Origin of the sequence: Thermosporothrix hazakensis (assembly GCF_003253565.1) — a bacterium.
GTDB lineage: Bacteria > Chloroflexota > Ktedonobacteria > Ktedonobacterales > Ktedonobacteraceae > Thermosporothrix > Thermosporothrix hazakensis.
Genome location: NZ_QKUF01000012.1, coordinates 38,395 through 58,048 on the forward strand (window position 1 = coordinate 38,395; position 19,654 = coordinate 58,048).

21 protein-coding genes are annotated in these 19,654 nt (G+C 53.9%); 10 read left to right on the forward strand and 11 right to left on the reverse strand.

Annotated features, from left to right (window positions below; translation table 11 throughout):
* Positions 1–23: 23 nt before the first annotated feature.
* A complete protein-coding gene (locus EI42_RS17160; RefSeq protein ID WP_111323854.1) occupies positions 24–806 on the reverse strand; it encodes an ABC transporter permease in 783 nt (260 codons plus the stop codon).
* A complete protein-coding gene (locus EI42_RS17165) occupies positions 793–1,698 on the reverse strand; it encodes an ABC transporter ATP-binding protein (protein WP_111323855.1) in 906 nt (301 codons plus the stop codon). Before EI42_RS17165 ends, EI42_RS17160 begins: the two co-directional genes overlap by 14 nt.
* Positions 1,699–1,793: 95 nt before the next feature.
* Between EI42_RS17165 and EI42_RS17170 the strand changes: the two genes are divergently transcribed.
* Complete coding sequence (locus EI42_RS17170) at positions 1,794–2,564, forward strand: sugar isomerase domain-containing protein (RefSeq protein WP_111323856.1); 771 nt, start codon at positions 1,794–1,796, stop codon at positions 2,562–2,564.
* A 36-nt stretch (positions 2,565–2,600) separates the two neighbouring features.
* Here EI42_RS17170 and EI42_RS17175 read toward each other — a convergent pair whose 3' ends face one another.
* Positions 2,601–3,059, reverse strand: coding sequence for an MGMT family protein (locus tag EI42_RS17175; RefSeq protein WP_111323857.1), 459 nt, complete (start codon positions 3,057–3,059; stop codon positions 2,601–2,603).
* 298 nt (positions 3,060–3,357) lie between these two features.
* On the opposite strand from EI42_RS17175, the gene EI42_RS17180 reads away from it, so the two are divergent.
* Together EI42_RS17180 and EI42_RS34910 are read left to right on the forward strand one after the other, a co-directional pair.
* Positions 3,358–4,887, forward strand: a complete 1,530-nt coding sequence (locus EI42_RS17180) for a cation:proton antiporter (RefSeq protein WP_170142707.1) — start codon at positions 3,358–3,360, stop codon at positions 4,885–4,887.
* Positions 4,888–4,911: 24 nt separating this feature from the next.
* Positions 4,912–5,019, forward strand: a complete 108-nt coding sequence (locus EI42_RS34910) for a rhodanese-like domain-containing protein (protein ID WP_371859944.1) — start codon at positions 4,912–4,914, stop codon at positions 5,017–5,019.
* Between the two features lies 1 nt (position 5,020).
* Here EI42_RS34910 and nhaA read toward each other — a convergent pair whose 3' ends face one another.
* The 6 genes from nhaA to EI42_RS34390 form a co-directional block, all read right to left on the reverse strand.
* Positions 5,021–6,370, reverse strand: coding sequence for a Na+/H+ antiporter NhaA (gene nhaA / locus EI42_RS17185; protein WP_211326226.1), 1,350 nt, complete (start codon positions 6,368–6,370; stop codon positions 5,021–5,023).
* Between the two features lie 103 nt (positions 6,371–6,473).
* Positions 6,474–7,043, reverse strand: coding sequence for a GNAT family N-acetyltransferase (locus EI42_RS17190; RefSeq protein ID WP_111323859.1), 570 nt, complete (start codon positions 7,041–7,043; stop codon positions 6,474–6,476).
* Positions 7,044–7,188: 145 nt separating this feature from the next.
* Entirely contained in the window at positions 7,189–8,259 is a 1,071-nt protein-coding gene (locus tag EI42_RS17195) for a cellulose binding domain-containing protein (protein ID WP_111323860.1), read from the reverse strand.
* A gap of 362 nt (positions 8,260–8,621) precedes the next feature.
* Positions 8,622–8,933: a DUF3303 domain-containing protein gene (locus EI42_RS17200; RefSeq protein WP_111323861.1), complete on the reverse strand. Its 312-nt coding sequence runs from the start codon at positions 8,931–8,933 to the stop codon at positions 8,622–8,624.
* A gap of 123 nt (positions 8,934–9,056) precedes the next feature.
* Entirely contained in the window at positions 9,057–9,311 is a 255-nt protein-coding gene (locus EI42_RS34385) for a WCX domain-containing protein (protein ID WP_443098322.1), read from the reverse strand.
* Positions 9,312–9,364: 53 nt separating this feature from the next.
* Entirely contained in the window at positions 9,365–10,033 is a 669-nt protein-coding gene (locus EI42_RS34390) for a helix-turn-helix transcriptional regulator (RefSeq protein WP_170142708.1), read from the reverse strand.
* A gap of 111 nt (positions 10,034–10,144) precedes the next feature.
* On the opposite strand from EI42_RS34390, the gene EI42_RS31975 reads away from it, so the two are divergent.
* Positions 10,145–10,390, forward strand: coding sequence for a hypothetical protein (locus EI42_RS31975; protein WP_137686020.1), 246 nt, complete (start codon positions 10,145–10,147; stop codon positions 10,388–10,390).
* Positions 10,305–10,970, forward strand: a complete 666-nt coding sequence (locus EI42_RS17220) for a hypothetical protein (RefSeq protein WP_111323865.1) — start codon at positions 10,305–10,307, stop codon at positions 10,968–10,970. Before EI42_RS31975 ends, EI42_RS17220 begins: the two co-directional genes overlap by 86 nt.
* Before the next feature lie 84 nt (positions 10,971–11,054).
* Here the strand turns inward: EI42_RS17220 and EI42_RS17225 are convergent, their stop codons facing one another.
* Entirely contained in the window at positions 11,055–12,083 is a 1,029-nt protein-coding gene (locus tag EI42_RS17225; protein ID WP_111323866.1) for a YeiH family protein, read from the reverse strand.
* 128 nt (positions 12,084–12,211) lie between these two features.
* On the opposite strand from EI42_RS17225, the gene EI42_RS17230 reads away from it, so the two are divergent.
* From EI42_RS17230 to EI42_RS17250, 5 genes are all read left to right on the forward strand, one after another.
* Positions 12,212–13,096 (forward strand): LysR family transcriptional regulator, encoded by an 885-nt coding sequence (locus EI42_RS17230; RefSeq protein ID WP_111323867.1) that lies wholly within the window; start codon positions 12,212–12,214, stop codon positions 13,094–13,096.
* Between the two features lie 169 nt (positions 13,097–13,265).
* Positions 13,266–15,356, forward strand: a complete 2,091-nt coding sequence (locus tag EI42_RS17235; RefSeq protein WP_111323868.1) for an ATP-binding protein — start codon at positions 13,266–13,268, stop codon at positions 15,354–15,356.
* 240 nt (positions 15,357–15,596) lie between these two features.
* On the forward strand, positions 15,597–16,346 hold the full coding sequence (locus EI42_RS17240) for a GntR family transcriptional regulator (RefSeq protein ID WP_111323869.1): 750 nt from the start codon (positions 15,597–15,599) through the stop codon (positions 16,344–16,346).
* Between the two features lie 161 nt (positions 16,347–16,507).
* On the forward strand, positions 16,508–17,332 hold the full coding sequence (locus EI42_RS17245; protein WP_170142709.1) for a sugar phosphate isomerase/epimerase family protein: 825 nt from the start codon (positions 16,508–16,510) through the stop codon (positions 17,330–17,332).
* 14 nt (positions 17,333–17,346) lie between these two features.
* A complete protein-coding gene (locus tag EI42_RS17250) occupies positions 17,347–18,429 on the forward strand; it encodes a Gfo/Idh/MocA family protein (protein ID WP_111323871.1) in 1,083 nt (360 codons plus the stop codon).
* A 53-nt stretch (positions 18,430–18,482) separates the two neighbouring features.
* Here the strand turns inward: EI42_RS17250 and EI42_RS17255 are convergent, their stop codons facing one another.
* A complete protein-coding gene (locus EI42_RS17255) occupies positions 18,483–19,520 on the reverse strand; it encodes a DUF4097 family beta strand repeat-containing protein (RefSeq protein ID WP_111323872.1) in 1,038 nt (345 codons plus the stop codon).
* Between the last annotated feature and the right edge of the window lie 134 nt (positions 19,521–19,654).

Below are 19,654 nucleotides of genomic sequence, written 5' to 3' on the forward strand. Positions count from 1 at the left end.
AGACACCTTCTGTCGCTCTTTTTTCACTGCTCCTTCCAGGCAATCAGCCGACTCGCGATCAGGGTCAGTATCAGTGAGAAGCCGATCAGTACACCGATATCAATCGCAAGCTGTCCCGTAATCGGCCCGAGCAAGACCTGTCGCAGCGCCGAACTGGCATAGGTAGCCGGGCTCAAGCGACCAAGCAGGTTAAAAAGAGACGGCAGACGCTCCGGTGGGATCACAACCGGCCCCAACGCAGAGAGCAGAAAGATCAACACGATCGAGATCGCACTTGCTTCCTGTGGTGATCGGATCCGCGAGCCAATAATGGCGCCAATTCCCGCAAGCGGCACGGCACAGAGCGGCACCACCAGCACCACCAGCGGGCTTATATGCAACGGTAGATTCAAGATCAAAGAGCCAAGCACGATCATCACCACCAGCGAGGGCAGCGCCAGCAGCAGAAAGGCAAGCAGAATCGCAAAGATCAGTATGGGGCGCCAGATCGGAAGCGTGCCAAAGTAATCGAGCATCCCAAGCCTGCGCATAAAGAGCACGTGCGAACTGATATTGTCCATTGTGTTGAACAGCAACGAGAAGACAATATTACCCACCAGCACATAGCTCAGAGAATATGGTCCCGAATCGCGGGCAAAAATGCTCAAAGCCAGCAGCGAAAACAGCGGAGCTATGGTCCCGGTAATCAACATGCCGCGCCAGGACCAGCGCCAGTTTGTCAACTCGATCAAGAAGATATCAAACAATTGCGTCAACAATGACGGGCGCTTGTAGATGCGGGGGAGCGAAGATTCAGGCTGTGACATAATGCAGATAGATATCCTCCAACGTTGCGGTATAGAGACGAACATCATCACAGTATTCCCGCGCAAGGGCGCTCAACACTGGTCCCACCTGCTCCCAATCCAACATCACCAGCCAGCGTCCGGGCATCACCTCATAAGGCATCAGACCCTCGGGAAGTGTGGGCGGTAATCCCGGCGTAAAGGTCAATTCGAGCCGCATCTTCTTTCCGACAATCTGCTTGAGCTCACTGAGCGAGCCTTCAACAAGGAGGCGACCATCATGCAGAATCGCAATCCGCTGGACAATCTTTTCGGCTTCAATTGCATCATGCGTTATAAAAATAATCGTTGTCCCAGAATCAGCATTCAACTGGCGCAGGATATCCCAGACCATTTTGCGGCGCAATGGGTCGAGATCATTGGTCGGCTCATCCAGAATCAGCACGGGCAGCCTGCCCGCAGCAGCGACCGCAAGCCGCACAATACGCTGTTGACCACCCGAGAGCCGCGAACTGTACTTATGGCGCAAATCTTCGATCTGCCACAGCTTCAGCAGCCGCTCGCGCTCCTGACGGGCATCATTGCGGGTCATGCCTCGCAAGTGCGCGGTAAAGTAGAGGGCCTCGTCTACCGTCAGGTTGTTCAAAGCCTCATAGCGCTGCGGCATGTACCCGACCAGTTGCGGTACAAGCTGTGGATTGTTCTTCAGCTCATGCCCGTAGAACTTAATAGAGCCTGATGTGCTCTGTAAAAGGTTGACCATCTGACGAATCAGCGTACTTTTTCCCGCACCATTATCGCCAAGAATACCGAAAATTGTTCCTTCCTGTATTTGCAATGTAATATGCTCATTCGCCGCTTTTGTTTGGCCAGGATAATATTTTACCACATCTTGAACATCGTAAACAAGCATAAAGCTCCTTTTTCAGCCTGTGCAGAGAAAGACTCGCCACTCCCCCGCAATCGCAGTATAATAGAGCCAATACACCAGAAGGGATAACCGATCACATGACCGAGACGCGTCATTCACAGATAAACGCTCACTATTACTGGCAGCAGACGCAGGTGCTGATGGCCAAGGTCATCGAAACGCAGGCCGAAGCAATCCATCAAGCGGCACTCCTCTGCGCGACCAGTATCGAACAAAACGGAGTCATCCATACCTTTGGATCGGGCCACTCACGCGCTTTTGCCGCCGAATTCGTGCATCGAGCGGGCGGCCTTGCCCCGATCAACCGCATCGACCTTGAAGATCTCGCTCTCTATGGTGATTGGCCAATAGAGCGCGCTCGTAGCCTTGAATGCGAACGCGATCAGGAGGCAGGCAAAGCGCTCCTGCACTGCCACACCATCGAGCCACAGGACGTCTTTATCATCGCCTCACAATCGGGCGTCAATGCAGCTATAGTAGAATATGCGCTCCAGATCAAGCAGCGCGAGCACAAGCTTATCGCCCTGACCTCGCTCAAGCATACCCGGAAGACACCTTCACGCCATCCCTCAGGGAAAAAGCTCTATGAAGTTGCCGACATCGTGATCGATAACTGCACGGAACATGGCGATACGCTGATCTCGCTTCCCAGCGGAGAGCAGATCAGTTCCGCCTCCACACTCATTGGTGTCCTGATCGCTCAGGCGCTCAATACAGAGATTATCGGCATTCTGCAAGCTCGCGGCGTGGAGCTTCCTGTCTTTGTTTCAGACAACATTCAGGGCGGCATCGAGCGTAACCTGACTCTGCAACGGCGCTATGAAGACCGCGTCCGCTACAAGGGCTAGTAGCCCTATCGGAAAGGTCGCGTGTGCGGCCTTTCCCTATGCCTGATCGCGCAGGGGCGAGGCCGCATCGGTGCGCAAAAGCAACAGCAAGCGCCGACTGACCGTCACGGGAAGTGCTGCCGCCTCCGCAAAGATCCGCTCCCGCTCGTCCTCACTCAGATCGCGCAGAGGGTCCCATCCATAGCGCTTCACGTCTACCCGATCGTTCGCGGAAAAAACAACACCCTCATCTTCAAGCAGGCGGCGCATCTTCCCTCGCTCGCCAAAAGCCCAGCTCCCCGATAGCTCACCCTTACTATTAATGACCCGTTGTGCCGGCACCCCACCACTTGCCTCGTGCATTATCCACCCGACCATACGTGATCCCTTCGGATATCCGATTGCTTTCGCCAGCCATCCATACGTGGTAACGCGTCCGGGCGGACAGGCCTGTACCAGGGCAAAAACACGCTGCATCAACGAGGTAACCAGTTCCGAAAACGCTTCAGACTCCATAACCAACCTCTCTTAAGCTCATACATCGAACCTCTCCTGCTACTCTATAATAGTATTCGATGCAGTGAATGAAAAGGGACATTTTCAGCCGATTCTCCCTTGAAATAGGGACTATCGGGCTATATAGCTAAGGTTGCACATACGAGATATGCTATCAGCAGAATGCCCCTTTTAAGCAAGCAAGCGATTGACAGAAAAGAATATTTCACGCTATAGTGGCAAGGGAAATCATCCTATTCTCTACCATGAGACAAGAACATCTCTCTTGACTTTATCGCGATCTATGGGGGTCACAGGATTGAGCGAACTCAGTACAGAATCACTGGTGACAATACTTGCATTGGTGGGCAGTGTCATTATCATTGCAGCATTGCTCTCAGGGCTTATAGAGCGGAGCGGCTTTCCTCAGATAGCCGTTTTTCTTTTGATGGGCGCAATCATCGGACCTGCCGGCCTGGGCGTATTCGACGTTACATTGACATCGCCTATTTTACATATCGTGGCAACACTCAGCCTGGTGCTTGTCCTTTTTACCGACGCAATCGCGCTTGATCTGGAAGAAGTGCGCCGTTCAAGCCGTCTCACCCTGCTGATTCTCGGTCCTGGAACCTTGCTCACCGCGGCTCTGGTCGCGCTACTGGCCTGGGCATTTCTGCACCTCTCCATTCCTGCCTCAATCCTGATCGGGGCCGCACTGGCCTCGACTGACCCGGTCCTGCTTCGCGGCTTCCTGCGCCTGGGCAACGTTCCATCCAACGTCAAGCAGGGGCTCCGCCTGGAAAGCGGTCTGAACGATATTGTGCTGCTGCCAATCGTCCTGGTAGCAATGACCTTTCTGCAGGAGAAAGCCCCCCAGACAGCGAGCGAGTGGGCACGAATTGCGCTTGATCTCTTTGTGCTTGGTCCTGGCGCGGGTATCCTGATAGGCGTCTGTGGCGTGGCGACAATGGCTGTGATTCGGCGTAATATCGGGATTCGGCGCGAATATGAGTCCCTCTACTCACTTGGCATCGCGTTCACTGCCTATGCCGCCGCGGAAGCTGTACACGGCAGTGGCTTTCTGGCCGCCTTTGCCGCGGGTTTTGTCATCGCCGCGCTGGATGTCGAAATGTGTGATTGCTTCCTGGAGTATGGCGAGACAACAGCCGAGTTGACGCTGCTCTTCACCTTTGTTCTGTTTGGCACATCCCTGATCTGGAGCGGCCTGACGATTTTGAGTCTGCCGCTGATCCTGTTCACCATCTGTGCTCTCCTGGTGCGCCCCTTCTCGCTGCTACTCTCCCTGGTTCGCGAGCGGATGACGCGCAAGGAGCGGCTCTTGATCTCATGGTTTGGCCCGCGTGGCCTCAGTTCGTTACTGCTGGTCCTGTTACCGGTTTTCTCGGGTATTTCAGCAGGAGAGCAGCTTTTCGAGATCACCTCGGTCGTTGTGCTCCTCTCCATTCTTGTTCATGGTGGCTCATCATCCTTCATTGTGCGCCGCAATTCGCACACACGCGACACGCAACCACCGCACGTACCAGAAGAGGCAAGCGAGCAGCCTGCATCAACAAAGCAGGTGGTAGAGTTTATGCCACGAGAACAGGCACAGATCGCCATGAAAAGGGGGAAACAAGCAATCCCGGATCGCCTCACGCTCGATGAGATACAGAGATTACAAAAGCATGGAAAGAATATTTACCTTATTGATGCACGTAAGACGAGATCATATGAGAAAAGCGACGTACGGGCAAAGGGCTCGCTGCGAATCGATCCGGATCACGCTGTAGAGCAGGTCCGGCAGCTCAATCTGCCCCTGACTGCCTGGCTAATTCCCTACTGTACCTGACCAAATGAAGAAACAAGCGCCCGTGTGGCGCACGAGCTACAACAGGCCGGTTGGACCCATTCCTATGCGCTCGCTGGTGGCTGGCAAGCATGGGTAGACGCAGGACTTCCCGTCGAACCCAAAACAGCGTGAGTCAACGCCCGGGGAGCCAGCGGAGCAGCAAATACCCGATCACTCCCGAGAGCAACAGTGCAAGCAGAATGCCTACTTTGGCATCTTTCAACAGGGTTTCATACGCGCTGCTAAAAGCCAGCTCGGCAATAAAAAGAGACATGGTAAAGCCAATGCCAGCCAGCCAGCCAACGCCATAAATATGCCGGAAAGTTACGCCCTCAGGCAGCTCGGCCCAACGCAGCCTGACAACCAGCCAGGAGAGCAGCGTAATACCCAATTGCTTGCCAATCACCAGCCCGGTCACAACGCCCAGGCTCACCGGGCTGAACAGGGACAACCCCAGTTCGCCGGGGTTCAGGTTCACACCCGCATTCGCCAGCACAAACAGCGGCACAATCACATATGAGACAGGATCATTCAGCGCATGCTCGATTCGTTGAAGCGGCGTTTGAATCCGCTCACAAGCCGTTTCAAGCGCCTGCACCGCCGTCTGCTGGCGATTATCCATATAGAGGCCTGTTCCCGGTGCGCAAGCCTGCTCGAACTCATCAAGCACCTCGCGGCTCTGCCGAAGGAAGGTCGTAGACGCAATACGAGAACGAGCGGGAATAGTCAGGGCCAGCAGCACGCCCGCGATGGTCGCATGCACCCCCGACAGAAAGACGGCAAACCAGAGCAGCAGGCCAAGCAGCGCATACGTCAGCCAGTGACGCACCCCGAGAGCATTGATGAGGACCAGGAAGAGAAACAGGAGCACTGCCGCTCCCAGAGCGACCCAGGAGAGATTCGATGTATAGAAAATGGCAATCACCGTCACTGCAAGCAGGTCGTCAGCAATCGCGAGCGCCGTCAGGAAGATCTTGAGCGTTTGTGGGATATGGTTTCCCAACAGGGCCAGAATCCCAAGCACGAAAGCGATATCTGTCGCCATTGGAATGCCCCACCCGCGCAACGCATCTGTGCCAAGCGTCCAACCTGTATAGATAAGCGCCGGAAAGATAGCCCCGCCAAGAGCTGCCAGCAACGGAAGCACGGCCTGACGAGCGCTTGAAAGCTCACCTACCAGCAGTTCGCGCTTGATTTCCAGACCGACCAGAAGAAAGAAAAACGTCATCAAGCCATCATTTATCCAGGTGTGAAGCGACTCGTCAAGGACAAAGCCAAAAAGCGAGATGCTCAGGTGGCTCTCCCAGAAGCGGGGGTAGCTGCTGGCCCAGGGAGAATTTGCCCAGAGGAGAGCAATAATCGTACAGCCAACAAGCAGAATACCGCCCGATGTTTTCGTCTGTAGAAACTCCTGAAAGGGCTGCAAAAGGCGCTCGGCCAGGGTGTGCTCTCGCGGCTTCCGTAAGCGAAAACGCATACTCATTCTGCATACTCTCCTTCTGACTCCCATTATAAAGAAATATGCGAAAGCACAACAAAAAACGAGCTGCGAACGCCATCACGACTCGTTCCGCTCGTTCTATAGTTTATGCCCCGGACTCGACCAGTTTGAGCATATGCCAGAAGGTGTCTTTTCCTATCTTCCAGGTACCATGCTCTTGATACCCGACTTTCCTGTAGAGCCGATGCGCGCCCTCATTGCTCAGCTCAACGTTCAGCGAAAGCTTTGGATACCCTCGCTCCTGCGCGAGCTTCTCTACTGCTGTCAGTAGCGCCGTCCCGATGCCACGCCCGGAGAATGCTGGATCGACTGCCAGTGCATCCACATAGAATTCATCATCTTCGGCCTCGCGGGGCAATGTCACAGCTTTGCCGAACTTCTGTTGTAGATAGCGCTCAATCGGCACGTCAAGCTGCAGCTCGTCACTTCCATGATAGGCAATCAGAATGCCCGCAACCTGTCCATCCACCTCGGCAACCAGTGTATTACGATAGCTCAGGCGGTTCACATCCTGCTCAAAGTAGGTTTGCAAGGTCGCCAGAATAGCGTGTTCATCATCCTCACCGGTAATGAGATTCGCGATTTCATGGTAGGCTGAATAAATAAGCTGTGCAGCTTTTATAGAATCTTCTTTTTTTGCGCTTCGTATGTGCATAGATAGCTTCCTCGATTGCTTGATTTCTTCTCCATTATACTCGACATGCGTCAATAAGTGGCAGAGCGCAAAACAAATAAAGAGAGAACGCTATCCTGCCGCAAAAGATAGCGTTCTCACCGCAGTGGAAGTTACAGAGCAAGTCCTAGTGGGGTTCCGCTCCCCAGGCCCGCTGGCCGTCTACATAGGCCGTAATATTCTTCCAGGCGGTCGCGACAGTCAACGGACTGAAGGAATAATCGTTTAACTGCGAGAATGGCTCGACATCGTGGCCAGCAATCCGCATACGAAAATGCGTGAACTGCTTGCCTTGCAGCATATCCTGGCTGTTAAAAGTAATCTCAGTATAGCTGTCAGCCAGCTCGGTTGGCTGAGCCATCGCCTTCATCTTCGCGACAGCCTTACTCTTCTCAAGGCCGCTACCCTCAAGGCTCACGGTTGGCTGTACCGAATGATCCCGCGTGAAATAATAACGCAGAGAGATTGAGCGGAAAGGAATATCTTTGGCGCCGGTATTTTCCAGAATAATATCAGCAACAATGGTGGCGGTCTGTGCATCGCTGACCAGAGGTCGATACTGAACTTGCAACCCGAGATCATCGGTATTCAGCGTATCAAGCTCTTTCAAAGGATCGGTCTTGCCGTTCAGCAAGCCAGTTGGTTCCTGGCCCCAGATCAGGAGACCCTTTCGGTACAGTGCGATCTTGTCGTTATCGCCGAAGTCAAGTAATGCTGCATTATACGAATAGTCTTTCGACTGCTGGAACTGGATCTTCTGGTTTTTTGAGCGAATCTGCAATTCGATATCGCCACTGTCGCTATTACCCTCAAGCAGCCCCTTCACAAAGCCGAGCTTCAGAACCGAATCGGCTCCGGGCAGTGCGGACTTCAATTGTTGCAGATTTGGCTTGAGGTTATCACAACCAATTTTCGGGGCACGGATGCATTGAATCTGCAAATCCTCTGGAGAAATACCTTCAAACCAGTATGCCAGGTTCAGCTCATCCAATGCAACGGCCTCCGGGCCTTCGTTCACAATACGCAACACTGGATGAATCACCGTATCTGCAACGGTGCCAGAGCCAACCTTATACTGTACTTTTATCAGCTTTCCGCTCGCCGCCTTGCCGGGTGCAAGCGTCTGAAAAACCACCCAACCGAGCGCCGAGAGCAGCGCCAGGCCGAGAATACCAACACTTATGACGCGTTTCCTCATAGTGGAGAACAAACCTCCTGAATTCACATGTTCCAATACAACTCATTTTGTTTCAATACAGTTTCAAGTATGTCTACAAGCAACAACATGCGGCAAGCGCAAAGGAAAGGAATAGAGCAAAATGTATTCGTGCTCTCTGAATGCATGTTTATCCTAGCATAGCTTTCTTTTTCACGCATGAGTAGAATTGATGAATTTCAGCTCTTTTTTATTTCTCACCATCAATAAGGGATACTCATATGAATATGTACATATTTCTGAGAGAGAAGAGCAGGCAACCGCAGAGAGAGCGGACCCATAGTCTGGCCCAAAACAGCAAAAATCCGGGCCCCATATGCGGGAACCCGGATACAACGCTCAAGCTACGCTCTCTGTTTCACAACCTGCTTCTTTGACGCCTCGCGCAGATGCTCAATCTCTTCCTGATAATTTAGCGGATAGACAGCCCGTACATCAAAGCTCATCAAGTCCATATATGGTTGAAGGAAGGCCGTCAGCTCCTGGGGACTTTCCGTTTCAACAAGCAAGAAGCCAGAGCCACCACCGGCCAGATTATACCAGCCACGAATACGCTCGGGATGGTTTGAACCCGCATCGTGCAGCTCAACGGTGCGCTGTGCTACCTGCTCACGGGTTGTGCCCGGATACCATGTAAAAGCACAATACCACTGCATACTTTCTCTCCTTCGCTCAACACTCAGGCAGTTCTGTTTGAATAGTGGTGCTCACTATAGCATCTCGAATAGATGCTGACTCTACAAATAGTGATGCACCCATTTCAACTACCCATCACACGTTCACTCGTTTGTGATGGTTACAGAGCGTGATTGATCGGCCTGCAAAGCCAGCTTCTCGGCCAGAGAACGCATCTCATCGATCAGCGCTACAGGCTGCATGATCGTGAACGGGCACCCGAGCGAAACCAGGAAACGCGCCATATGATCCAGACTGTCATCATACGCTCGCAACAACACTCCATCCTCGGTCGCTTCCAGCGTTGCATAAGTCGGCGGAACCCGGTCGTGAAGCTGCTCCATGCGCGCTTGCAACAATACAACGATATACCAGTGCGAAGGTATCGCCGCGAATTCTTGAATAACATATTCTAGCGCATTGAAGCTATCTGGCTTTTTAAATACACTTTTTGCTCTTCAATACCAATAACCCTGTCGATTCGGAAAATACGCACTGTATTCCTGAGATGACAGAAGCCGACCGCGTACCAGCGATTCCCCCAATGCACCACGCCATAACAGTCAAACAGACGCGTACTTGTCGCTTCCGTCCCTTTTTGGTAGCGTATCAACAGGCGCTGGCCGCGATATGCAGCCATGCTGAAGCGCAGCATGAAGTCAGGAACCTGCCCCTCAACTCTGGTCTTGAGATTGAAGCTTACCATCTCGTGAACTGCCTGCACCTGCTCCCGGAGCCGCTCTGGTAGCAAACGCTCTACTTTTGCCAGTGCTCCGGTAACGGTTGGCACCGACCCCGCGACGCCCATCTGTTGCGCCACCTGCAAACCGAGCGTAATCGCCAGCGCCTCTTCTTCAGTCCACATCAGCGGCGGGAGTCGGGAGCCGGGACACAAGCGATAGCCACCATAGCGCCCCCTGAGCGCCTCTATCGGGAAACACATACCCTGAAGCATTGTGATATAGCGGCGGGCGCTTCGCTGATTGACCTCAAGCTTTTCGGCCAGTTGCGCCGCCGTCACTTCTGAACGGGACTGCAAAATATTTAAAACCGTTAATAAACGTAACACGGGTGAATACACAACCAGCTCCCTCCTTTGCACAAACGCTCTCAAATAGGACCGATTCTAGCCACATTCAACCTTACAATGTTCATAAACAGAACGCAAGCACGCAAAAAGAAGGAGATGACTATGCACGCACGCCTTGAAAAGGCCTATCATTTCATTACCCAAAATGGTCGCCCGATCGATCAGGCACGCTTTGCCTATCATTTCATGAGAACAGATGCATCGCAGGACGCCCTGCTCAACACCCTGAGCCAGTATCAGAACACCGATGGTGGCTTTGGTCATGGTCTTGAACCGGATATCGGTCAGCAATCCCTTTGCGACAGAGCTTGCGCTTCTGATCTATCGTCAGGCCAATGTGCCACCTGAGCACCCGATGGTTCAGCGAACGGTAGCCTATCTTGAGCAGACACAGGACGAAACAGGGAACTGGCGCTTCAGCCCGGAGGTCTACGAAAGCCCACTGGCCCCCTGGTTCCAACACTGGGAATGGCCCTCGCTCAATCCATCCTGCACGATCAGCGGGTTACTCAAAGAACTGGGATCGGGTTCAGAACAGCTTCACAGGCGGGTAGAGGAACTGTTTGCCAACCTGGGGAATGTTCATGATCTGACAGGAGACGAATACTATAACGTACGCCCATATGCGTACTACTTTTTCCCCATATGGGATCACCCGCAGCGCGATCTCTACACCTCAGGAGTTGCCTGGTGGCTGATTCGGCAGGCAGACTCGCTTGACGGGGACCATTTCTTTTCGTTTGTGCGCAGCCCGGAAAGCTCTGTTGCGCGCCTCCTCCCACCCACACTGATTGAGCAGCGGCTTCAAGATCTGGCAAACGAGCAGGCTGAAGATGGAGGCTGGCCTAGTCCCTATAGCAATCATTGGCGCGGCTGGATCACTGTACAGAACCTGCTTGTGCTACAGGCATTCGGCAAGCTCGATTGAGGCACTTCCCCGGTTTTTAAAAGGATGATGCGTACACAAAAATAGGGGCTCTCTCGGAGAGAACCCCTGTTTCTTATCAGAAAATCAGACAAAAGCGAAGGTCAGAGCCGCGCTCGCCATCAGCAGGATCGCGAAGAGCAGCACGGCCACACCGACCGCTTTCAGGCCCGTCGTTCGAATCACCTTGAGATCGACCTGAAGCCCCATCGCCGCCATTGAAGCCACCATCAGGAACGTGCTCACCTGAAGGACTCCGTCAATCACTGGCCTGGAGAAGACTCCAAACGAGGTAATTACTCCGACAACCAGGAAGCCAAGCACAAACCAGGGAATAGGCAGCTTTTTCCAGCTCATGCGCGTTCCCTTGCCGCCCTGCTTCCATGCATACCCGAAGGCGACAATAATCGCGATCGGAGCCAGCAACACCACGCGTGTCAGTTTGGTCACAAGTGCGATGTCCGCTCCCGCAGGACCAGCCGCGGGACCAGCCGCTACCACTTGCGCGATTTCATGTAGTATCGAGCCCGAAAGCAGGCCATATGCCTGAGCACTCAGGTGGAAGATTTGTTCACCAAAGACGAAGGCCAGCACACCAAGCGTGCCGACAAGGCCGCAGATAGCAACCGCAAGCGACACATCATCATCCTCTGAGTCAGGAAGCGCCGCGGCCATTGCACCAACCGCCGACGCGCCACAAATAGCCTGACCCACACTCATCAAAAAGGCCAGCCGCTTCGACAAACCAAGCTTATGCGCAAGCCAGGGAAAGAGCAGCAAGGCCAGCAGAATCAGCGCGAGATCTTGCAAGAAGATCCGAATGCCCCCACTTGCCAGCAGAGTAAAATTGAGCCGTACACCCGTCAAAATGATACCGTAGCGTAGTAATTTTTGTGCAGAGAAGCGTACTCCTCCTGCGTATGCTTTTGGTAGTCCAAGCGTGGCCCGCCAGAGCAAGCCAAGCAATAGCGCGATCGTTAAAGCACCCATCACCGCAAGGCCAGGCAGCAAGGCCAGCCCCATCGCCACCAACCCGATAACTACAGTAATGCCAAGTCCCAGGCCGAACGAGACCCAGGTTCCCCCCGAAGCAGGTTGTTTTTCCGTTGTCTGCACTCTCAGTTTCTCCCATCCATGATGTTCATTGCTTGCTCACTAGCTTACAGTGACCCGAGCCATAAATCCAATACATGTTGTATACTGATTCCATAACTTGAAGTTATCATCTGGGGAGAAAAGAGTAGATGAATTTCAACCACCTCCTCATTTTTCAGAAGGTGGCCGAGCACAGACACTTTACTCGCGCCGCCGAGGATCTCTATATCAGCCAGCCAGCCGTTTCAAAGCAGATCCGTGAGCTTGAAAAGAGTCTCGGTCTCTCTCTCTTTTCTCAAATCGGGCGGAAAATTTATCTCACCGAAGCTGGTGAGATTCTCTATGACTACGCACGGCGCATCTTTGCCCTGACCGATGAGGTTGAGACACACCTTGCTGAAATGCGCGATCTTGAACGCGGGCGGCTCGCGCTCGGAGCCAGCACCACCATCGGGATCTATCTGTTGCCCGAGGTGCTCGGTCAGTATCGGGCGTGCTATCCTCGCATTGAACTCTCGCTGGACATCGCCAATGCCGATCTGATTCAGAGCCATCTCCTGAACAACCTGGTTGAACTGGCCCTGGTCGAGGGCAGCGTGACGCACCCCGAGCTCACCAGCGAAGTCTGGCAGGCGGATGAACTGGTCCTGATCGCCGCTCCCGAGAGCCCGCTTGCACAGCGGGAAGCGCTTTCCCTGCATGACATTCTGGAGGCCCCTTTTCTCGTTCGGGAACAGGGTTCGGGAACTCGCGAAGCCTTTGAAGCAGCACTGACAGAACGCAACCTGCCACCGGTTACACCTTTTATGGAGCTTGGCAGTACCGAGGCCATTAAAAAGGCGGTCGCAGCAGGACTTGGTATCTCCTTTGTTTCTACTCACACCATACAGCTTGAGGTCGCCGCTGGCCTGCTGCATATTGTGCCGCTACGCGACTTTCAGCTTGTACGCCAGCTCTATATTGCCTATCCCCGGCAGCGACGCCTGTCACGCGCCTCCCGGGCATTTCTCGCACTGTTACAGAGAGACTTGTAGCATGAGCTACTCTGAAAAGAGAGGGATTGTATTCCGTTTGAATATGGTTGCGTCTCTGTTACCGCAAGCGCTCCTATACACTTGACACATGCTCTCATTGTTGATTAGATTACAGTATTCGTATTATTTCAGACGTCACAGCCATAGATAGAAAGAAAAGAGTACGCTTATGGGGTTTTCTGCCGGAGCAGAAGCAGAGATAGAGAAATACGCGGGATTCATGCTCGAACACACGCCAGTTGGAATAGCGCTGATTGAGATGCCACATTTTCGGCTGCTTCAGGCCAATGCAGCATACAGACAATTTCTGCTTCGGAGCCAGGCCCCGGAGGCCCGGCTTCCGCTCGGTGAATCCTTCGCTGAGTGGTGCCAGCGCATGGATATTCCCCATATTATCGATATACTCAAAATGGTCTATCAGAGTAGCGTTCCCTATCGCAACGACGAATTTAGCGTCACCACATCCGCACGAACATCATACTGGCACCTGTCGGTAACCCCCATCACCCATGAGGATGGCTCAATCCCCTATCTGCTTGTCACCGCATATGACATCACGCCTCAAATAGAAGCACAACGCCAAACCGAGCCCGAGCGCATCTCAGAGTCACATTCACTGGTGGCAGCAGAGCTACAGCGGCTCGGGGCAATCGATCAGGTCGCCAGAAGTGTACGCCAATCACTCGATGTCAAGCAGATCAGTCAGACAACGCTGGATATCATTTATGGCTATATTCGTCCTGCTCATATCTGCCTGTATACCGCTGCGGAGGCTCAACGAGCCCTGCGCAAGGTGAGCTCACGCAGCGCCCCGAATTGCCCGGCTACACACCCGGATCTCCCGTTTGTGCCCTACGAAAGCAGTCCTCTGCCTGTTTCACAGCCAATCTTGCAGGTGCGAGAACCCGTCTTTGTGGCTGATTTACAGGCCACAGCGATGACCAAAGAGAACCCGTATATGGGCGCTGGAGTACATGGGTTTATTTATATTCCTCTCTGGTATCAGGGGAACCTTGAAGGCGCTCTGGTCGCGTCTTTTAACCATCCGATCAAGGAAAACGGATGGGAGCTCCAGATGTTGCAGGGGAGCAGCACCCATATCGCCTCTGCCCTTGTGCATGCCCGCCTGCATAAAGCACTCGACAACGAACATAATCGTATGCGGGCCGTGCTGGACCAGCTTCCAGAGGGTATTCTAATCGCAGAAACCACCAGCGGCACCATCAGTTATGCGAACAGTGCCGCCGCTCAGATGCTTGGCTTCTCACTTGAGGAACTGACCTCAAAGCCGCTGCATCTGTTACGGCCTCCATTGGCACAGGAGAAACTCACCGTCAGTGGGCGCACGCTACTACCCTGGTCCATGATCGTCATTCGAGCCCTGTGCGGTGAAACGATCACCAGTAAAGAAACGCTGGTCGTTCGCGCCGATGACTCTCAACTCATCACGCTGGCTTCGTGCGCCCCCCTCTATAATGAGGATGGAATCATGACGGGAGCAGTCATTGTTTTTCAGGATATCACTACACAGAAAACCGTAGAGCAGCACAAAAACGAGTTCTTCTCAATTGCCAATCACGAGCTCCGCACGCCTGTCACCGTGATTCAGGGCTTCGCCGAAATCCTGCAATTGAAAGCACAGCAGGATCATGAGCACCTTGAACCGGTTGTCGAGTACGCACTGAACAGCATTGCGGAGCAGAGTGAGCATCTCACGCACCTGATCGAAGAGATGCTCGATATCTCGCGTCTTGAGCAATCGCAGTTCTTCCTGCGCCGCTCCCCTTGCAACATCCTGACGCTGGTACACAATGTGCTCCGAGGACAGGAAGTGATGGCGCGGCAACACCACTTTTCGCTCACGCTGGAAGGAATCGACGAAAATGAACCGCTTATCGCCAATGTCGATGAGGAACGCATTGTCCAGAGCTTGAATAACCTCATCAATAATGCAGTGAAATATAGCTCGCCGGGCACACACGTGGAAATCGGCCTCCGGCGCGGCGATCCCCCTTCGGATGAGCTCCTTTTCTGGGTGAAAGATGAGGGTATCGGGATCCCGGCGGACGAGATTCCGCTGATCTTCAAGCGCTTCTATCGCGCCAACAACGTTGATGAAGGGCAGAGCGGTTTCGGCATCGGGCTGTATCTGGTGAAAGAGGTAATTAATCGTCATGGCGGGCATGTCTGGCTTGAGAGCACGCCCGGCAAGGGCTCTACCTTCTTTTTCACCCTTCCGATGGCGACACCTGCCACATAGACACTTTTGCCATCATAGCACACAACGCCACACGAACGTGCTATAGTGTAGAGCTATAATCATGCAGATATTATCACGCTTTCAGCATTTCACAATTTCTTTTTCAACAAACTATCGACTATAATCTAAAAGGTGGTTCTTTTTCGTTCTCTTCTATTGGCTGGAACACATATCGTCTATTGTAAAAAAATGTCCAGTCAGCTTTAGCTGCACCACCAGATGGGATGGATACCAGATACTATGAACACCATTTTTAGAAACAGTCCGCTTCCCAGGTATTACCAGCTTAAAGAGATCATGCGGGAAAAGATTCTCTCGGGCGAATGGAAGCCGGGCGACCTGATTCCTTCTGAGCGCGAATTAAGTGAACAGTATGGCATCAGCCGCATGACCGCCCGCCAGGCAATCACAGAGCTGGTCAATGAAGGCCTGTTCTATCGCGAACAGGGGCGTGGCACGTTTGTGAGCCGCAACCGCATCACGCAGCAACTGACAAAGCTGACAGGCTTTAATGAGGATATGCGAGCACGCGGCTATAAACCTGGCACAAAGGTCCTCTCAGCTCGTCTCTGGCCCGCAGATGAGACGGTGGCCGCACATCTGCATATTCGACCCGGAGATAAGGTTTTCCGCCTCCATCGACTCCGCATGGCCGATGATGACCCACTGGCGCTGGAAACCTCGTTCGTGTCCTTTATTGGCTGCGAAAAGCTGCTTGAAGATGACCTGAACAACTATTCTCTCTATTACCTGCTTGAAACGAAATACGGATACCCACCCCTTGAAGCCGATCAGGAGCTTGAAGCCGGGCTGGTAGGCTCAGAAGAGGCCCGCCTGTTGCGCATTGCGGTCGGTAGTCCCGTCCTCTACATTCGTCGTACAACATATACCGAGCGCAAGCAGCCAATCGAGTACGCGGCCTCGATCTATAGCGGTCACAAGTATACCTTCTACGCGCACCTCCATCGCGAACAATTGATATCGAAATAGTTGCTATCAGAATGGTGGTAGAGAGCGGCAAGAGGGCTTGTTTCTCTCCTGTCGCTCGTTCCCTTCTTCGCCGCTTGCTTGACAGAGCGCGCCGCAGGCTTTTACACTGTACACAGGCAGTAAATGTTTTCTATCCGCATGAAGAAGGGATATACTTGCTTATGCGTCTTGCAATCATCACCGACGAGATTGCGCAGGATCTCACACACGCCCTTCAGGTCTGCCGTGAACTTGAGGTGAATACGGTAGAACTTCGCAGCATCGACGGCCATAACATTGTCTTCCACGATGGAAACAGCCTCAAACGCATCAAGGCCGCTCTGGATCAAGCCGGAATGCAGGTATGTTGCATCGCCTCCCCGTTCCTCAAGTGCCACTTCTGGCTGAACGGGTCACGCTCCGAGTTTGATAGTGAGGAGACGCAATGGGCGATCTTTGAGCGCTCACTTGAGCTTGCCCGCCTGTTTCAAGCTCCGCTGGTACGCACGTTCTCTTTCTGGCGGCTTCCCAATCCAGCAAGCGTCCAGGAAAAACTCGCTTCCCTGCTGGTGGAGGCAACCAGACGAGCAGAGGAAGCCGGCGTCACACTGGCGCTGGAGAACGAGCACGAATGCAACCTCGGCACCGGCGCGGAGACAGCGCCCTTGCTTCAGCGCATCCCCTCACGAGCCTTCGGCGTGATCTGGGATCCCGGCAATGAAGCAAAACTCGGCTCTCAACCCTACCCGCACGGCTATCAATGCGTGCGCGAGCGCGTTGTACACGTCCATCTCAAGGATGTTGACCACGAGCAGCACTTCGTCAAGATGGGAAGCGACACGATTGCCTATGAAGACCAGCTTCGCGCCCTGGCAGCAGACGGCTATACAGGCGTCCTCTCGCTGGAAACGCATTATCAGCACCCGACAGGCGGCCCGGAACTCGCAACCCGCGAATCGCTGGCAGCCCTTCGTACGCTCTGTCAGCAGGCAGAGATCGAACTGTAAAGCAGGAGGAATTTGTGCAACGGTATGTCATTATCGGCGCTGGCGCTCAGGTCTTTTCCGCTCACCGCCCGGGCCTGCAACACCCGGAGATCCAGATTGTTGCAATTGCTGAGCCAGACGAGCAGCGTGGACACGCTCGCGCCGCCGAACTCCACTGTCCACTCTATACCGACTACCGCACCATGCTAACCGAGGTTCAGCCTGATGTCGCGGTCGTGCTGACCCCCCATCCGCTCCATGCTGAAATCAGCATCGCCTGTTTGCGGGCAGGTTGTCACGTACTGGTCGAAAAACCGATGGCAGTCCATATTAGCGAGGCAGACGCAATGATCGCCGCTGCCGCCGAAAGTAAACGTTTACTCTGGGTTGTATTTCAGCATCGTTACCGCCCAGAGATCCAGGCAATCGCACGACTGCTTCAAGAAAGGCGGCTCGGCTCCATCACACGCGTCGAGCTTACTGCCTCATGGCCGCGCCCCGCAAGCTACTATCAGCAGGCGCCCTGGCGTGGCACCTGGGCAGGCGAGGGCGGCGGTGTCCTGATGAATCAAGGGATTCACCATCTCGATCTGCTCTGTTACCTGCTTGGCCTGCCCGAGCGCCTCACCGCCTGGACCCGCACCCGCAAGCATGCGATTGAGGTCGAAGATACTGCTCAGGCGCTCCTTGAATGGTCTGAAGGAACGCTTGGCTTTCTGCACCTCAGCACCGCTGAAGCCGATGTCGCAGAACGGCTCAAGCTGGTCGGGACGCGGGGACGGCTTGAATTGAGCCGGGGTCAGCTCATGGTAGAGACACTGGAACAGGATGTAGACAGCTATATTGCGACCTGTCAGGATCCGTTCGGTGCTCCTGCTGCGCAGCCGCTTCACCTCGATCTTCCCACCGGCCAGGGAGACCATACGGCAGTCTATCGAGCGTTTCAACAGGCAATCAGACAGCAGGATCTGCTCAATGCGGGGATTCAGGGGCGCATGTCGCTGGAACTTGCCAACGCTATCATCTATTCAGGCCGGAGGCAGCACGAAGTGACCCTGCCGCTGGATCGAGCGCACTATATAGAGCTGCTCGAAAGCCTGCGCTCAAAGCCTTCCTGAAGAACAACAGAAAAAACATCCGCCACCCGGCCACCGGTGACGGATGTCTCTGCTTAGCCCTTCCGAATATCGATCGGCCCGAGATTCGTTTGCACCTCTAGCAGCGCACGAGGAGCGGGACCAACCTCTGTCGCTCCGAACTGATTATTGATCGGGCCTGCATCCGTCTTCGCCTTGATCTGCAAGGCCGGATTGCCCGCCACCGCCACCGCCACAGGGCCAGCAGATGAGGCAAAACGATACGAGCCATGCGGTTCCAGCACACCATGAAAGTTCACCGGCCCCACATCACTGCGCACGTTCACGTTCCCCGTCAAATTGGCCTGCCTGACCTCAACCGGCCCCACATTCGTGACAAGGGAGGAACCGCTTCCCAGCGTTGCCCGGCGCACATTGATCGGGCCGGTGTTCGTCTTCAACTGGAAAATTCCGTTGACCTCCTCAATCGTGATCGGGCCAACATTGCTTTCTATCTGGAGATCGCTGCTATCTGGCACGACAATTTCAAAGTTGGCATTGCGCAAGCCTCCCAGAGGCGACCAGCGATACCGACTCTGGACAGTCACCCTGATGGTATCCCCTTCCTGGGTATACTCAATGGCACCCTCCTGATCTTTTCCGAGCCAGCCATTCACATAGCGTACCGCCTTGATCTCAACCTCAGAGACGTTCCCCCGGCGAATCCGCGTGCTACCAACCGGGTTCCGCAACACCAGACGAGCCCGCTCCTGTACCGCAAAACGGCGCGGCTCATCAGGGATCGCTCGCACGAAAAGCTGACTGACTCCGATAAAAGCGGCAGCAATGCCCAGAAGAGCCAGAAGAGAGCCGAAAATGGCACTTAGAATATTCCAGAGAAAAGATGCAACCATAATACAAACAACAGCAATAATCACCCACCGCCAGAACGAGGTTTGAGGCGGATTGACCTTTTCCCCCATCGACAAGGTTTCGTGAAACTGCTCGGCTCCCGGCTCCAGACGCACCCCTTCACTACAGGCATCGTATGCAGTGCCCCGCTGCTCACGAGGATCAGTATTCTGTTGCCGCGAGATGTTTTCCTGGGGAAACATGGCATTCTGCCCGCTCATCAGTATCTCCCTTTCCTATGCTCGAAAACACGATCACTCTATCTTAATACCAAGACAAACTCTATACGAACGTCTGACGGTTGAGTAGTAAATCATCAGGCAGCAAAAAGCGGCTCCGCACAGGGCAAGAGCCG

Coding starts and splice junctions, on each gene's coding strand:
- EI42_RS17170 (WP_111323856.1), top strand. CDS start 1,794: ATGACCGAGACGCGTCATTCACAGATAAACGCTCACTATTACTGGCAG.
- EI42_RS17175 (WP_111323857.1), bottom strand. CDS start 3,059: ATGGAGTCTGAAGCGTTTTCGGAACTGGTTACCTCGTTGATGCAGCGT.
- EI42_RS17160 (WP_111323854.1), bottom strand. CDS start 806: ATGTCACAGCCTGAATCTTCGCTCCCCCGCATCTACAAGCGCCCGTCA.
- EI42_RS17235 (WP_111323868.1), top strand. CDS start 13,266: ATGGGGTTTTCTGCCGGAGCAGAAGCAGAGATAGAGAAATACGCGGGA.
- EI42_RS17230 (WP_111323867.1), top strand. CDS start 12,212: ATGAATTTCAACCACCTCCTCATTTTTCAGAAGGTGGCCGAGCACAGA.
- EI42_RS31975 (WP_137686020.1), top strand. CDS start 10,145: ATGCACGCACGCCTTGAAAAGGCCTATCATTTCATTACCCAAAATGGT.
- EI42_RS17165 (WP_111323855.1), bottom strand. CDS start 1,698: ATGCTTGTTTACGATGTTCAAGATGTGGTAAAATATTATCCTGGCCAA.
- EI42_RS17190 (WP_111323859.1), bottom strand. CDS start 7,043: ATGCACATACGAAGCGCAAAAAAAGAAGATTCTATAAAAGCTGCACAG.
- EI42_RS17240 (WP_111323869.1), top strand. CDS start 15,597: ATGAACACCATTTTTAGAAACAGTCCGCTTCCCAGGTATTACCAGCTT.
- EI42_RS17255 (WP_111323872.1), bottom strand. CDS start 19,520: ATGAGCGGGCAGAATGCCATGTTTCCCCAGGAAAACATCTCGCGGCAA.
- EI42_RS17200 (WP_111323861.1), bottom strand. CDS start 8,933: ATGCAGTGGTATTGTGCTTTTACATGGTATCCGGGCACAACCCGTGAG.
- EI42_RS17220 (WP_111323865.1), top strand. CDS start 10,305: ATGGTCTTGAACCGGATATCGGTCAGCAATCCCTTTGCGACAGAGCTT.
- EI42_RS17245 (WP_170142709.1), top strand. CDS start 16,508: ATGCGTCTTGCAATCATCACCGACGAGATTGCGCAGGATCTCACACAC.
- EI42_RS17195 (WP_111323860.1), bottom strand. CDS start 8,259: ATGAGGAAACGCGTCATAAGTGTTGGTATTCTCGGCCTGGCGCTGCTC.
- nhaA (WP_211326226.1), bottom strand. CDS start 6,370: ATGAGTATGCGTTTTCGCTTACGGAAGCCGCGAGAGCACACCCTGGCC.